This is a genomic window from Mycobacterium sp. 852014-52144_SCH5372336 (assembly GCF_001665615.1).
Taxonomy (GTDB): domain Bacteria; phylum Actinomycetota; class Actinomycetes; order Mycobacteriales; family Mycobacteriaceae; genus Mycobacterium; species Mycobacterium neumannii_A.
Genome location: NZ_LZSW01000019.1, coordinates 50,468 through 66,776, shown reverse-complemented (window position 1 = coordinate 66,776; position 16,309 = coordinate 50,468). Strand labels below are relative to the sequence as shown.

Annotated in this window: 4 protein-coding genes; all 4 read right to left on the bottom strand. The window is 63.6% G+C overall.

Going from position 1 to position 16,309, the window contains the following annotated elements:
- Positions 1-26: 26 nt before the first annotated feature.
- The 4 genes from A5759_RS03965 to A5759_RS03950 are packed head-to-tail and all read right to left on the bottom strand — an operon-like array spanning position 27 to position 16,124.
- Positions 27-2,237 (bottom strand): 3'-5' exonuclease, encoded by a 2,211-nt coding sequence (locus tag A5759_RS03965; RefSeq protein WP_068194073.1) that lies wholly within the window; start codon positions 2,235-2,237, stop codon positions 27-29.
- Positions 2,237-8,578 carry a DEAD/DEAH box helicase gene (locus A5759_RS03960; protein WP_068194070.1) on the bottom strand — a complete coding sequence of 2,114 codons (6,342 nt, stop codon included), beginning with the start codon at positions 8,576-8,578 and terminating at the stop codon, positions 2,237-2,239. The genes A5759_RS03965 and A5759_RS03960 overlap by 1 nt, the downstream gene beginning before the upstream one ends.
- Positions 8,579-8,580: 2 nt before the next feature.
- Entirely contained in the window at positions 8,581-13,248 is a 4,668-nt protein-coding gene (locus A5759_RS03955; protein WP_068194067.1) for a DNA methyltransferase, read from the bottom strand.
- 8 nt (positions 13,249-13,256) lie between these two features.
- The gene (locus A5759_RS03950) at positions 13,257-16,124 is read right to left on the bottom strand and encodes a helicase-related protein (protein ID WP_068194276.1); all 2,868 of its coding nucleotides are present in this window, start codon (positions 16,122-16,124) and stop codon (positions 13,257-13,259) included.
- Positions 16,125-16,309 lie beyond the last annotated feature (185 nt).

The window sequence follows — 16,309 nt, the reverse complement described above, 5'->3', positions numbered from 1 at the left end:
TCCACCTGATCTCGAACTTCCGCGTTTCAGCTGGCGGACGGCAGTAGTTCGCTCGGCTTGCCGACATACATCACGATCAACTCGTCGCGCGCGCGTGTCGCAGCCACATACAACAACGACCGCTCGCGGCGCCGGAGGTCCTCACGTTCTTCCTCTGGGGCCGAATCGAGAAGATAGCCGCGCGGAAGAGACTTCTCCCCTACACCAGCCAGTATGACTTTCGCGAACTCCATTCCCTTGGCGCGGTGCATCGTCATGACGACAGGTGTTTTCGGCGGCCCCGACTTATCGCGGTCCACGAACGCCACCGTTACGTCACGGTCGCCGAGGGCCCGGGGCAGGCTCTCGGCATCCTTTCGAGTCGGCACCAGTAGGCCGATGCTCTCCGGTGCCGTGCCGGCGTTGAGCCACCCTCGAACCAGGTCGCGTATCTTGTCGTACTGATCGGTCAACGACTCCGCGGCTACGACCACTGGTTTTGGGCCGCGCCGCGCAGACCGATAACCCGCCGTAGTCTCCGCTTCCTCGTCCAGGTTTGTGTACTCCTCCCCGGACAAGATGTCCAACGCGTAGCGCAGGTTCTCCTGGGTAGTGCGGTAATTCAAGGTCAGCCGTCGCGACCGTCCCACGATGTTGATCCCATAGCGGCTCAACGTGATCCGCTGACCGTAAATACGTTGATGCGAATCCTCGGCAAGGAACAAGTCATTCGGTCCGGGCGCTGCCAGCGCACGCACCAGTAGCAGCCGCGCTGGGCTTAAGTCCTGCGCTTCGTCGACGAGGACGTGGTCGGCCGGTCGCTCACCAGAGTCGTCCAGGACCTGAGCTGCGATGAGCGCTTTCTCGTCGAAATCGGTTGACCCCTCGGCCGCCGCGCTGGCGCGGTAACTCTCAATGATGTCCCACACGGCGTTGCGACGTGACCGGTTGAGCGCCACACCACGTCCGGGCCGGCGCACCTTGAGGTATTCGTCACGCGTGATTACCCGGTTCGGTAGGACGACGGTGGCGTACTCAGCCTCGAGAAACGACGACGACCGAAGTGTTTCGGGAAGCACACCGGCATGCTGGTCTGCGGCGGCTTTCCACGCATGACCCGGTGTCACCTTCAAAACCTCGGCGGTTCGCGGACCGAGAATGCGTGCGACGGGACCCGGTTCGCCGCTTCCACCGCCCAACATGGTGTCAAGTGCCAATACCCTGCGGGCGATGCTGTCGATGCCGGCCACGTAGATTCCGGGGTTTCCGAAGTCGCTCGTCAAAACAATCGAGGAGTCAAGGATTTTCAGTTGCTCTGTTAGCCCCTCGGCGAGCGTGTGATTGAAGGTTGTGAGCACAATGCGTGCGGCAGGGTTACGGCGCTGCAGCTCCCGCGCTCGGTGCAGCAGCACCACGGTCTTACCGGTGCCGGCGCCTCCTGTGAGGCGGAAAGCCCCATTAGTATCGCGGGTGGTGTAGTTGCGTTGTTCGGGGTGCAGGAAAATACGCCAGGCCGTGAAGTCAGGGTTCTCAATGGCCGCCCTTAACTCCGCACTATCCTCGATGAATGCGAATTCCATTCTGGCGGCCGGATGCTGCATCGCCTTGAGCACTGCATCGTCGTCTGCGGTGTCAACTGAAACTGGTTCTTCTAGTTGGTATTTCGCCTTGATGTCTGAGAACGATTCGCCGGTATAAAGGTCGATGAGCGCATGGCCCTGCCATAAGGCGGGGGCCGACTCTGCGTATTCGAGCACAGTGTCGGCGCCGACGAGATCCATGGCGCCTTCAGCGAAGGACGCGTCGATACCGAGATCGGTCAGATCGTCGACGGTGTATTCGCGTTCGCGCAGGCTTTTTTCCGTGCGCTCCGCAACGGGTGGCGGGGCAGTTGTTTGCTGTGAGAGCGGAGGCGGTGCGACGACGTCGTCAACAGGGATAAGCTCGGCCACACCGTTGCGCGGGTTGATGTTGATTCTCGACTTCTGAGCAACCTCGATCGCCTCGTCGTGCGGATAGGTTCCTGCGAAGACATAGGACGCTTCGTCTTGGCTTCCCTGGAGTTTGAACAAGACCGCGCGGTAGGAGATATCGACGCGCCCGGTACGAGCTCGTGGATCAACGGAGTTGTTGATCGGTTCGATGTGCAGACCCGGGGTGGTGTCATCGGCGGCGAGCTTGGTTAGGAAGCCGTAAGTGGCTTTCTGCAAGCTACCATCGAGTTTCTTCAATCCCGGACCGAGGATGATCTGGGGCACTACGAACCTCCGTTCTGCAGGGCAGCTTTCAGCGTGTCTATATCGGGCGGACATACCGTCCAACCGGCTGCCGCCAAGTCTTGCCGTTCGCTGTCGTCAAGGCCGATGTCGACTGCGATACGCCAAGTTGGCCAGGTTAATTCGACCGGTATACCGTCGACCTCTTCGCCTACATCCGGCGCGGGCACATCGGCGTCGGCGAGCTTGATGATCAACTCTTGACCGCCGGTGTCCGCCTCCTCATAGGCCGCGAGCCAGGCGCCCGTCAGGCCCGTCGGCTCCATGGTCTCCTTGGGTACCGGGGTGATCGGCTGTTCGGGGGTCGCGTACATCAACTGTCGGCGTGTGGTGATCACAGCCGGCACCGTGCGGAAGTTCAGCAGATTCGACCACTTCAGCCACTCCTGCCAGCTGTCACGGGAGTCTGTGTGCAATGCGTCATCGTTGTCGTCGATGAAGATCGCGGTTTCCGCCGAGAATGGCTGACCCGTCATTCGCACGGCGAACGCAAAGCCGCCAAAGGACCACACGAAAGTATTGCCAGACGGTTCTTCGACCGTCGCGGCGTCGACGGCCTCCAATGCAAGCTGTGCAAGGGCTTCCGCGTCGCCAGTACGCTTGCCCGACTGGTTCGTGCCCATCAATGCCATCGCGGGCAGCCAGTTGGCCAGCCTCTCCCGCGCGTCCCGAAACGGCTGCTGGATCCAGGCCACCAACAGGTCGAGTGCGGTGCCGAACACCAGTCCGACCATCGCCTTGGAGAGTTGATCTCCAGCCGTCGAAAGCAACGCCGCTTCCACTTCGGGGCGCAGCGCGGGCGACGAAAGCGGCGTTTCATTCACATCGTCGTTGGTTACGGCGATGACCTGATAACCCGCGTCACGCAAATTACGTCGCTTGTCGGCGTCGTCGGCGAGCCGGTTATGGGCGGGCGACGCGTGATACAGCCATCCGTCGGTAAAGATCGCGGTGGGCGCAATGCCGCCGCCGGCATAGGTGAGGATGAAGTCGGGTTGGCAGCCGAGGACGTATTCCTGTGGGCGCAGCGTCCACCGGTGCGTCGATCCCAGCGCGATGTCCCACGCCACGCCGCTGGCGGTGGGTTTCTCGGTGATCGCCGCGCCCAGAGCCTTCAGTCGTTTGGCCAACACAACCCGAAAGCGCTTCTCCAGGTTCGACTCCGGATCGTTTATGCCGGGTTCGGTGTCGGTGATCGTCCATGATATCGATGCGGGGACGACCGCGTCTTCACCGGCCTTGATCTCTCTGCCCAGAAGCAGACTTGCGAGATGGCGCTCGGCGACCGACCGTGACGTATACCTGACGTCGGGTGGGGCTACGAATGGCAGGAGACAGCGCTCGCACGCCAGCCGACCATCTTCCCGGCAACCGCAGTCGCGCACCACCCGCCAGGCGCGATGGAGCAAATCCCACACCGTCGCCGGATCGGTGAAGTCGCTGAGGTAGCCCGTTCCGCCCGGGACAATGTCGTGGAGCAGCAGCGCCTGCTCGGTGTGCCCGCGCGGCGAGGGATCGACAACGGTGGCGATCTGTAAGTGGTCGGGATCGCCGCCGATCTGCTCGCGCAACCCGAGCAGAACTGCCGCCGACAACGAAGGTATGGCGAACCCGTCGCCCAACGTGATGGACTGCGGCAGCCTCAACACCAGCCCCTCGGTGACAAGCGTACGGGCGAGAGCCACTTCGGTCGCGGACTCCTCGTAAGCGTCCCGCCGGGAGCACCATGGACGATGCTCACTGCGGCGATTCGCCCCGCTGGTGGTATCAAGCTTGCCGCATTCCGAACACACCCGGAACAAGGTGGCGTCAATCTCGTTGCCCGCGACCAACCGTTTGGCGCCACCGACGCCACTGCGGCCCAGATTGACCCAGCGGATCGTCAGATTCCGCAGATGTTTAGCGCCGAAGCCAGAGGGCTGTACGAACCAGTGCTTGGTTATATTGGCGTGGTCGATGTCGGCCAGCGGCTGCACCGTGAATCGTTCTCGGGTGCGCTCGTCGTTGACGTCGTCGATTGTGGCCTCTTCGCGGCGGATGATCGCTGACACGCTAGTCAGCTCGGCGACGGGAAGACGCTGACTGACATCGGCGATGCCATGCGATCCGCAGCGCGGACATTGTGATGGCGCCGGGGCCCCCTGCCGGTCGAGTTCCCGCGCGAACCCGCAACGCGGACAGCAGGCCCAGTCGCGGACGTGTTCGCCTTCGGGCCCCAGGTCTATCGCGTCGATCGCGATCGCGAAACCTCGGGAGTAGAAGGTGGATCCGGGGGCGAAGTCGCGCAGCGCCTGCGCTGAGCCACGTGTAAGTTCAAACTCGGAGTGCTCATACTCCTGCGTTTCGGGGTTCTGCCAATTCACCGACACCGACAACGTGACCGAGTCGTCGAGCAGCGTGTAGTTCGGTAGCAGGCCCAGCGATTCCATTGCGCTGATCCAGTACTCCGAGCGCAGGTTGGCTAGTTGCTTAGCGATCAGCCGCACCGAGGCTTGGGCAGTGCGCAGTTCACGCTTGTCGTCGTCGGTGGCGGCGGGCGAGGTCGCGCGCTCCAGAAGCGACGGCAGGGCTTTCTCGGCGGCAGTCTTCCGATGCGACAGCGTCTCCACCCGGCGGGTCCACGCCTGGCTGGCGACAAGGCAACGATGGGCGAACTCGCTTGTCCCGCTTCCGCTCTGATTCGGCTTGGGAAAGTGCCGAAGTCGCGCGACCACGTCGTCGTCCAGCGGCGGGAATCCGGCCAGGAAGCTGTCCACCAGCTCGTCGGCTACGGACTCGGCCTCCGCGATCAACGCGCCGAGATAGCTCCCAGAGCCGCTGGATTGCAATGCTTCCGGCGTATTGCGCGGGTGTGGCGCATTCGGCCGCCGGGCCAGCACATCGGCAACCGACGCGGTGAACTGCCGACGGAGGATCTCCTCGGCATCGAGGTAGGTGGCCGGCGGGCGGACAGCACCGTTGATGGTGCGCTCGGGGTGGCTGAACCGCGGCAGCTGATCGCCTCGGCCGGTCACATAGGCCAGTGCGAGAGCGTTGCCGGTGAGTCGACCCGCCCGGCCCACGCGCTGCAGGTATGACGCGACCGTGCGCGGCAGCGACGAGAGCAGCACCGCCGACAGATCACCGATGTCGATCCCCATCTCCAAAGTCGGCGTCGCGACTAGGACATTCGGCGCGTCAGGCGGCGGATCGGTTTGTTTGAATTGAGACTCGTAGAGCAACCGCGTCTCGGCGGGCAACAGGCTGGTGTGCTCACGCGACACGACACGCCGTACGTCGGTAGCTGCGTACATCTGCCGGTAAAAGTTGTCCTCCACCTGATTTCGCCGCATCACACCCACACATCGGGCAACCAAACACGGCGCCCCATCGAGTTGTTCGACGGTGGCTGGATAACTGTGCACGGTGTTGCGGCAGGTATCGCAGATCAGGGAAATCGACCCCGACGCGAGTTCGGTCTCATCCACTATGCGGGCGACGACCGCGGTGGCAGGCAGGTGAAAAGTCTGGCCCCCGCTGGAAGTAACAACCTCGCCGATGACATCGCGATGTCGTAGCCGAGTGAACAACAGTCGGGCGAGCACCGCTGCTTCCGACGCAGCGAGCCCGAGCACCTTGGCCGTCCACATCGGATACCAACCCCGCGCCGCGCTGACTGGTTCCAGGTCGGTGTCGCGGACGCTGCCCCCCAGTACGGGAAAGCCCGGCGCGGAGTTGCCCTTGCCGAAGCCTGGCATGCCCTGGTCGCGCCGTCGTCCGCCGGTGACCCACCATCGATTGCCGTCCTCACGGCGGAACTTGTCGAACCACTCGTGCTCGATAGCGCCGCGGCTGCGCATCCGCTCCAAGACGCCACGGACCCACGCGAGTTGCCGGGCGTCGTCGGCTCTGCCGAAGGTTAGCTGTGCCCCGGCCGCTTCGAGTGCCTCAGTAGCGCACGACCGTAAGACCGATTCGGCGACCTCGATGTGGGCGACGGCGCTGCCGGTTGTTTCCAGCGTACGACCGACGCTGGAGCGCAATCCGAATTCGAGTTGCAGGTCGAGCAGTAGACGACGGCGGACCAAGTTTCGCGTCTTGGCGGAGACGGCGCGGGGCCGCCAGAACGCGGTAAAGGCTTCGCGTTCAGCAAGTTCGGGTGGCAGCAGACGGTAACGGGCGCCGGGGTCGTTGCCGGCGAGGTCGATCATCCGGTGGGCCAGCGACGCGATGTCGGTCTCGCCGCCGTCGAGTGCTTGGCGGGCCAGGGTGCGCAGGGTCAGGGCATGAGAGCGGGCCTGGACGAACCCGGCGCGGTGGGCGGCGTCCTGGACACTGTCGGTGAATACGAGTGCGCGCTTTTCGGCGCTGTCGAGTTCGGGGGTGCCGAACAGGGTGGACAGCGACACCGACAGCATGGTGGCGATAGCCGAACCTAGGAACCGAATTCCGTCGGGTTGACGACACGACGGGCAGGTGTCGTTGACCGAGTCCTGTCCGGCGGTGTCCGAGCAGTGCACGAGTACGGGCAGGGCGTTGCCCTCAGCGAGTTTATCTTCGGGCGGCGTGGTGAACTCGAGGCGCCGCTCGGGCATCATCAGCCATGCCAGCCGTGAGGGTGCGCTCTTCTGCTCTTCGTCGGCGGGATCGTATTTGTCGGCTTCGACGGGGGCGTGGATGAGGGCACGGAATCGGTCGTCGTTACGGAGTCTGCGGCGCCGGATGGTGGTGTCATCGGCGTCGAGATCCCACCCGGTAGGCGCCAGTGTGACGCCCCAGCCCGAGCGGTTGCAGTGCCGGCAGTACAGCGCGGGTAGGAATGTCGTTGCACCGGTGTCGTCTGCGCCGAGCTGCACGCCGTCGTCCTCCCAAAGGAAGTGAGGCGAGCCAGTTGCGGCGCGGGCGAGGCGGGTGAGTTCACGCACCCATAGGTGGACGTCGATGGACAGGGCTCCGCGGCCGTGACGGGCGCGGACATGACTAAGGGTGTCGACGAGCGCGTTGGTCACCGCGTGGCGGTGCGCCGCGTCGTCGACGTCATCGCGGGCGGCGTAGTCGAACAGGTGGCGGCTAAGGATGTCGATGGTGGCGGCGGCACCTGGGTTGGCCGCGAGTTCGGCGAAGACGGGATGGACTTTGACGAGGTCGAGCACGAGTTGGTCATCATTGGTGATCGCCGTCGCCAGAGTCGTGTCGTCCCCACCGTCGTACAGGCCGCGCAATACGGCGAGGGCGCGTGCCGACGGATCCGGTTGTTCCGCTGCGGAATTGGCGATGTCGGCAACGCGGGCTTCGTCGAGCACCGCAGGCTGCCACCCGTCGGCCTGAATGTGCTGGCGGGCGTCAGCGGCCCATTCTTCGAAGGTGAGTCGGGATTCGGTGATCACCGCATCGGGATCGAATGTCTCGCCGAATACGGTTTCGGCGAATTGCAGCATGGCCGTGGGGTCCCCGCCGTCGCCGAGGGTGGCCGACGTGGCGACCGGTGTGATCCGGCCCAGCGGGCGCTGCCAGTCCGCATCGGTGAGCGTCGAATCACTTGGCTGCCAGTGACTTTTGAGGGTGAGTCCCAACCGGCGCAGGAGCATGGAGACGTCAGTGCCCTGGGCGCCGTCGTAGGTGTGGAACTCGTCAAGAACCAGGTACTGCAGGCTGTGGGTGCTTTGGCGCCATATATCGGCGTCGGCCGGGCGCAGCAGCAGCTGGTCGAGCATCTTGTAGTTGGTGAGCAGGATATCGGGTGCAAGGTCTCTGATGACGGCGCGATCGGTGATGAGCCCGTCAGCGGTAACCTTCGTGCGCTGCGCGCCACCTTCGCCGGTGTAGAGGGCTGCGGTGACGCCGGCGAGGGCGGCATTCTCGGTGAGCAAGCTCGTGAGGCGCAGCGCCTGGTCGTTGGCCAGAGCATTCATCGGGTAGAGGATGAGAGCCTTCATCCCTGTGACGCCTTGGCGTTTGGCGCGCTGGACATGGTCGAGGATCGGGTACAGGAACGCCTCGGTCTTGCCCGACCCGGTGCCCGTGGTGACCAAAGTGGGTTGCGGGCGCGGCCGCTCTGCGGAAAGTCGGTAGCTGCTCAGCCGCGCGAAGGCTGCAGCCTGGTGTCCGTAGGGCGGGAAGCCTTCGTACCACTCGAGATGTTTCCGCCAGCCGTCGGCAGCAGGCCGGAACGGAAGCCGCGCGCGCACGTAGGGTCCGCGAAACATGCCGGTCTGCGGATGCGACAGGAACTCGGCGAGGACACGGCGGGCGTCGGGATCGGCGAGGGCGAAGGTTGTGCCGAGATAGTCGAGCAGGCTGTGAGTGATCCTGTTGGCCTGGGCGAGGGGGAGTAGTTCGGCCATGGTCAGCCGGATCCCGTTATCTGCAAGCGCTTTTCGAACTCAGCGTAGGCTTCGCGCATGTCGGCCTCGCGGTCGAGGAACTGGAACGGCGGCTCGTAGGTGTGGGTATTGCCGGCCTGGTTGGTCGCGGTGCGCTCCTCGACGGTCAGGTTGTCACCCTTCGTGCGCCACACCTTGAGGACTTCCTGCGGCACGACTCGGCCGTTGGTGTCGTATAGATAGGTGTTGCGATCGTAGCCGTAGAGCACCGGGAACTGCGTGCGGTAGACGGTGCACAATTCTTCGGCGGTCAACCCGAGGCCGAGGGCGACGAGCGCATCGATCTCAATGAGCGCTTGGCGGCGGTCTGCGGCGGTACGCAACGGACTGTCATGTGTCCACGCGGGGCCGACATCTGCGAGGGGTCGTCGGCGAGTGTGGGCCAACCCGCCGGCCCAAGCGTCGGATTGCATTGTTGCGTTGAAGCATTCGCGCCAAAGATCTGCGTACGCAAATGTCAAGCAGTTCAGCCGCACCGCACGATGTGCCAGAAGTCCGGCAATCGGGTGGCCTACGTCTAACGCCGGCAGTCGCTCAACCAGGCTGCGGGGAATACTTGATTTCGGGGCAGCGCGGATCATGAAATCTGCGATTAATGATGAGAGCGTCGCGACTGCGATTACAAGTGCGACCGGCCCTCTCTCTAGCGATGCAAACCCGTAGCTGTTCTGTTTCAGATTCGATGTCCCGGGTGGTACAACACAGGGAATGAGCGTCCGCTCGCCAGTGCTAGCTGCCATGCTGCGCCATAAGACTCGGTAGAAGCTCCGTAGCGGAGTCGTATCATCTGATCGCATTCGTGGATTCGCTCTATCGAAGGCAAGTCGTTCAGACCCGGGCTTATACGTGGTAATTGGTATCTCGTTGTCTCCCAGCGATTCCAGGTCGACTGACGCGTAATCCAGATTGTTGGCCATCGTTTCGTTGGGGTACTTGTTGAACGAGGAGCCGATGTGGAAGTTCGGGCCTTGAAGAATCACGTCATCCCAAGAAGCTGGCCTGCCCCATTGTGTCCTTATCACGCCGGTCCGGCGGTACAGCGTCTCGTCAAGTCCAAGGAAAAACTCGAGGTTGTAGGTGTTCAAACGCGTGGCGGTCGCAATTTTCTGTTGCGCTAGAGCTGAAGCGGCGTTCACCGCATAAAGCATCCTTGCTCGTTCTATCGGCATCGCGGTGTCTTCGAGGAGCGCGTGCCAGACACGCAGCGTTTTTGAGCTTACAGTCAGTATTCTGCTGCGATGCGGACGTAGGTCCCATCTACTCTCAGCGTCCTTGATACCCGGCTCCGCGCCGGTGCCGTCGTGTATTAGCGACCGAACCACAGTGTCCGGGTGATAGAGCGAAGATGCGTTGAGGAACATAGGATCCCGTGGTCGTCCGTACACGTGGATCCCATACGCGACGTGGTGGTCTATCTCGAAAAATTGCAGCTCATTGACGAACTGCCAGTGCCGGCGCAGGCGGCAATAGGTGGCACCCCTCAGCACCGCGGCCTTTTCGTCGGTGAAATGTGTTTCCGGATGAATAAGCGACACGATGCCCGCCGAAGACATGTTTCGCCAAGTCTGCTCCATGAAGCAGCGGTACAGATCCGCTCTGAGGCCGATCAGGTGCGGATAGTTAGCCGAGTCGGACAGGAACGCGCGACTGCCTACGGCGGCTGCTAGTTCGTCAAGGAAAAACCTGTGCGCCTCTTGTCGAGATAAAGTCTCTTCTTTGAGCCGCGTCGCTCTCTTAGGCGTGACCTTAGCCTCGAGCGCCCAACTGACGTCGAACTCGGCCAGCGCCGCATTCTCCTCGAAATCTGGCCGTACCCACGGCGGATTGCCGACCTGCAACTCGAAGCCTCCACGCGCGAAGACTGGCGCAAAGTCCAACTCCCAATGGAAAAACCCGTGGCGTTCCGCGAGCCTTTCACACACCACCAGCCACGGATGGGCCTCAACCACGGAGGCAGGATCCTTCGCCTGCGCGAACGCAAGGTCGTTCGCTTCAGCGACTTCCAGCTCGTTCCAGTCGTCAATGTCGGTGAGGCTGTACTGATCGGCATCCCGGACGCGAACTTTGAGCTCAGTGCCCAGCAGCTGCTGCACCGCGTCGATCCACTGCGCGAGGGTCGGTGGTGATACGTGTTCGCCGTCCACAGTGGCGATCTCGTCCGTCAGCGGCCAGAACCACAACGCGCACCACGCATCCATCACCCGGCGCAATCGTCGATACGCACCACGCGAATCATCAAGTGATGCTTGGATCTGCTCGCGGGTTACTGCGCCGCCCGACGGCAGACCCTCGGCTCCCCAAACTGCGATCTTCCGGCGGACCTGCGATTCGGCAATCTCCAGTCGCCGCAGCGCCAACTGCCATAGCCGATCCGCTCGGCGAGCGAGTGCTGCAAGCTCTGACACCTGCGTCTTGGAAAGCTTGGGCCGTAGCGACTTCCGCCACTCCTTGACACGCTCCAACGCGTCGGGTGCCAAGTCCTTGGCTTCTTTAGCGTCGACGGTGCTGCCCCAACCATCGGTCGGTAACAGGAAGTGATGCACTCCGCCGGAAAGGTCCCCGCCCAGAGTGGATAGCGGCGCGTCGACCGGGGTCACTTGCAGCCAACCTTTTTCGCGCAACGCTGCAGCCGAGATGATGGCGTGCCGACCGCCGACCAACGAGTTACCCCGCCGCAGATGCAGCCCGAACCAGGGCGCTTCGAGATCTTTCCCCATCGTCGCCAGCCACAGTGAGATCTCCGCGAACTCGACCGCGGTCGCGTTGAGGTCCACGCCGTACACCTGGTGCAGGGCAATGTAGGCCTTGACCTTCTGCAGTTCCTCGGCGTACTTGTCGGGATCGATGCGTTCATCGAGTTCACGCTGCCGTCTAGACAAATACTCCTCAGCGAGCTGGCGCACCGCCTCAACCGCGAATGCCCCTGAGCCCAAGGCGGGTTCGCAGACTGTGAGGTCGAGGATGTCGCGGGCGAGCGTTTTCTGGCCGTTCTTGTCGAGCAGTTCCTCGAGCGCCTGACCCACGACAAATCGGGTCAGCACTTCGGGCGAGTAGTACGACGCCGACTGCTGACGTTCGCGGCCGGCCAGCCGGAAGACGAAGGTGCCGCGCCGGTGCACCACCGGCTTGCTCTCCTTCGTGTCCTCGTCCACAACGCGGACGAAATCGTTCTCCGAGATGCCCTCAATTCGTGTGGCCGGTACCACCCACGACCCCTTCGAGGAGTCACCGTTCTTGGCGACCTCGTAGAGGTCCTCGGTGGCGAAAAAGCCGGTGTAGCTCATCAGCCCCTCGTAGACGGCGCCGAGTTGGTTGATGCCCAACTGTGCGTAGGAGATGAAGCCGCGGTCGCGGCCCTTGGACTCCTTGCTCAGCAACAGGTGACGCAGTACCTGCTGCAGTGCGGCATTGCCGAGCTTCACCTCGTCGATCAGCGCGGTGGCTTCGGGCTTGAACAGATCAGCGCGCAGCGAGCGGAACGTCAATCCCTCGGCGGCGACCGGCTCGTCACCGCCGCCCTCGTGACCCCGGTCCACCAACTCGAACAGCACCCGCAGCGACTCATAGAGATGGCTTCCGCTACGGCCACGGGGCGTGACCAACTCGGTGAGCGTCAACTCCCGCAACCGGTCGAGGCTGTATCCCTGTTCGTAGGCGGGCTCGCCGACCGGCAGCACGCCGAGTTCGGGGGAAGCTTCGGCGTAGAGCAGGAACAGGATCCGGTACAGGAACCGCAGCGATTGGCGGGCCAGCGGCTGAGCTTGCTCGGCCGGTAGCGGCGAAAGTCCCTGCGCAGCACGGCGAGTCACCACCTCGTTGGCGATGATCTCGATCGAAAGCCGCACACCCTCGCGCAGGTCCTCCGAGACACCGACGGTGTGCTTAATCGACTCCTCGACCACCGTCGACCACCAAATGCTGCCCTCGGCGTCGGGGGCCAACGAGTCGGCGGCCAGGCACGTCAGCGCCCGATCGATCTCGCCGCCACGCTTGTCGTCATTGCGTTCACCGACGACTTGCAGATTGACAGCCAGATAGCGGCCCTCGGGCCAGCGTTCGCGCTCGGTGATCAGTCCGAGATCACCGGCCAGGACAAGGGCGAACTGCGGTGCGTCTTCAGCGACGAACACATGCGACAGCAATCGTGCCGTCGAGGCGATTTCCTCATCCTCTGTGTGGAAGCTGCGCAACAGGGTCTTCTCGTCCTTGGCGAGCAGATCTTCCAGCGCCAATGCGCCGCGCGCCTCCACGATCACCAGCGGCGCCGGTCCCGTCAACCCGCGGGTGCGGACCGCGAGGACGGGACCGGTTTCGTCGTCGCCTCCGCCGATACGCTCTGTTTCCCAGCGGATCTCGTTGTCAAAGCCGAGAATCTCCCGTAGCCGAGCGTACAAGGCGTCGAGTACTTCTGTGTCGGCGTTCTCCGCCAGACCGATGAACGCGCGTTCCAGTTCACCACGGGCTTCGGTGTAGCGCGAGCGAGGGTTTGTCTGGCCGGATTCGCGCTCGGTGTCCCACGCCTTGCGTCGCTCATTCACCCTAGCCTGGAACGACTGCGATCGTGCGTCGGTGGTGAAGTAGTGCTCGCTGACAAAGTCCTCGCCAAGGACAAGAGCGTCTGACGTAGCCATGTCGATCCCTACTCTGCGCGGCTGAAGTCGAGTGGTACCACCACGATCAGTGGCCGCACCAAGCGACGGTCCGGGTTCATGTCCTGCGCCAGTGCCTGCTCATCGTCGATGCGCCGGGTGCGTTGCCGAAGCGCACTGTGTTGAGTCATGTTCTGCGCCTGCATCTTCCAGCGTTGGGTGCGTTCAATCCAGTCCTGGATCCGCTGCGCGGTGTCGGCGCGGATCGCCTCAGCGTGCTGATCGGCTGCGGCATCGGTCACCGATACCGCCGTTGCGACCAGCTTTTGCAGGTCGGCGACGTCGGCGAGGTCACCGGCGTTGACGTCTGCCAGTCGCAGCGCCGCGATCGCGTCGTATGCGCCAGCATGTGGGGTGGCCATCCCGATGGTTGGTTGCGCCGGATCGGGGAACTCGACGGTGTAGTAGGACGCCGCCACAACCTGGCCACGCAGGTTCGACTGCGTCACCAGCACCAGCACCGTCGGGTAGTTCACCTCACCACGGACGGCGAAGATCTCGTCGCGGCTCAGTTCGGCGAGCGCCCGGTCGGCGGCCCATTCGATCACCGGGTGCAGCGGCGCCAGGAAATGCGCTTCGGGCCACGTGGTGTGTGACGTGCCGGTACGCGCCTGGACGAGCTCCTCCTCACCACGCGCATGCGTCAGCGCGAGCTTGAAGCTCTCGACCACCTTGCGGTCCCGCAGGTAGGACTGCGGAAGCACTTGTAGTCGTTGTCGGAGGTCGGCGGGCGGCACCAGGGTTGCAATCGAATGTAGTTCGTGCACATGCCATTTGATGCCGTTGGGTGGCGGGAGTTGCGGAGTGGTGACGAATTCGGAAACCGCATCGGCGAGGAAGCCGAAGTCCGAGTCATAGACACCGGCGCAGTCGGCGGGCTGAGGTGGAGCTGGTTCGCCGCTAGTTTGGGGGATGGTGCCTGTAGCTAGCCCCGCCAGGAAGGCGTCCAAGCCGCCGGACTTGGTCACCTCGTCGACACTGCGTACGACGGCCTCGAGTTCGGCGCTGCCCGCGAGCACCTGGCGGATGGCCTCCTCTTCGGCTTTGACGTCGTAAGTGCCAATCAGCGAAGCGGCGTCGCCCAGCGCCGTGTGCGCCTCGTGCTCGCGCTCGACGAGCCGGGTGAGAACCCGGATGTCACCGCTGAATCGGTTGGTCGACGGGGTTAGCAGCAGAGCGGTGATCTCCGGACGGTGCCGCTGCCCGTAGCGGTCGATGCGGCCGTTGCGCTGCTCAATGCGGATCAGGCTCCACGGGATGTCGTAGTGCACTAGCTGGTGGCAGTGGGTGTGCAGGTTGACGCCCTCGGAAGCGACGTCACCGGTAATCAGCACACGGATCGGGGAGGACTCCAGCTTGAACGATTCGACGATCTGCTGTTGATCTTGGTCGCTGAGACCGCCATGCAGAACGGCCACCTGGTCCGCGGCCAGTTTGAGATCACCGATGACAGCCTTGGCCAACCAGTTCAGGGTGGCGACCCGCTCAGCGAACACCACCACGCGGCGGTCGCCGGTGCGGGACACCCCGATCCCTTTCAGATGTTTCAGCAGCGCGTCATACTTGGCCGAGCCCGCGGTTAGCGCCTGGTCGGTCAGTTCCGCCAACCGCTGCAGGACCACCCGCTCCTTGACCGCCTTGGGCTCGTCAGCGTCGAGGCGGCGCATCCGCTCTTTGATCGACTCCGCCAGCGCCGCCGGCGACGACAGGAAAGCTTTGGCCAATACCCACGGGAACAATGCGGCGTTGTTCCCCGAGTACGGCGAGGCGCCTGCCTCTGGCCACAGCCACACCTCTTCGAGTTCGCGCGCGATCGCGTCTTCGGCTGGGGAGGCCGCTACGGCGATATTGCGAGGCGGCTGACGTTTCGCCCAGTCCGAGCCCACCTCAGCGGCGACGTCCGCGTGGTGGCGGTGACGGCGAATCACCAGCTTGGCCACCTGATCAAGGTCGAGTTCTCCGGCTGGGTTCACCGCCGACGGATCGAGCATGCGGACCAGCTCGGCGAAGGACTCGGCCTTGCCGTTGTGCGGAGTGGCCGATGCCAGAATCAGCCCATCGGTGCGCTCAGCGAGCAGCCGGACCAGGCGGTTGTTCTGCGATGCGGAGTTGGTGACGTTGTGCGACTCGTCGACGACGACGGCGTCCCAAAGCTGTTTGCGCAGATGCGCGACGTAACGGTCGCTCTTGAGGGTGTCGATCGAGATGATGACTCGCTTGTAGTAAGTGAACGGGTTGCGATTGGCCGGCAGGATCTGCCGGATCCGCTGAATCCCCGTGGAGTCGAGCCGCACGAACGGCAGCGCGAACCGCGTCCATAGCTCCATCTGCATCTGCTCGAGCACATGCTTGGGCGTGACGACCAAGATCCTCTCGCCTCGGCCTCGGCGCACCAGTTCAGCGAGGATCATCCCGATCTCGATTGTCTTGCCCAGCCCGACCGCGTCGGCGAGCAAGATGCGGGGCCGGAGCTTGTCCGGGTCGAGTGCTTTGCGGACGGCCTTGAACTGGTAGTCGAGCGGATTGCTCAAGCCCTGGCGAGCGACCGATAGCTCCGAATACGCGGCGGCCACCGGCGTTTTGCGAAGTGTCGCTTCCAACCAAAGTCGTGACCGTCTGAAGCCGGGCGAGTTGTCCGGCACCACGGACACCTGCGCGGGATCGACCGTGACGACCTCGTCGATCGCGGTGGAGAACGTCGCCTCGGTGTCGCGCACCAGTTCTGACAGACCGAGGACATGTACGAAATGGCCGTCAGTGGCCTGCTCGACCTTGGTCACCAGCCACTCGGCGTCGCGGACCAGCACGACGGAGCCCGGCGCGGCGCTGAACGTCGCGGCGCGGGGCGCTGCAGTCACGGCTGCGGTCACATCTTCTCCGGGAAGGTCTACTGGCGGACGAGGCTTGGGCGGCGCTGGGGATGCTGGCGGGGGTGTTGGATCGCCATCCAATTCGAGTTCTTTTTCGTCGCGCTCCGTTTCACCCAATTCGATGAACGTCTGCAGCACGACGGCTCGCAACGTCTTGGCATTCCTAAGCTCCC

Bases quoted from the DNA above. Each gene is read 5' to 3' on its own strand.
- A5759_RS03960 (WP_068194070.1), bottom strand. From the start codon at position 8,578: ATGGCCGAACTACTCCCCCTCGCCCAGGCCAACAGGATCACTCACAGC.
- A5759_RS03955 (WP_068194067.1), bottom strand. From the start codon at position 13,248: ATGGCTACGTCAGACGCTCTTGTCCTTGGCGAGGACTTTGTCAGCGAG.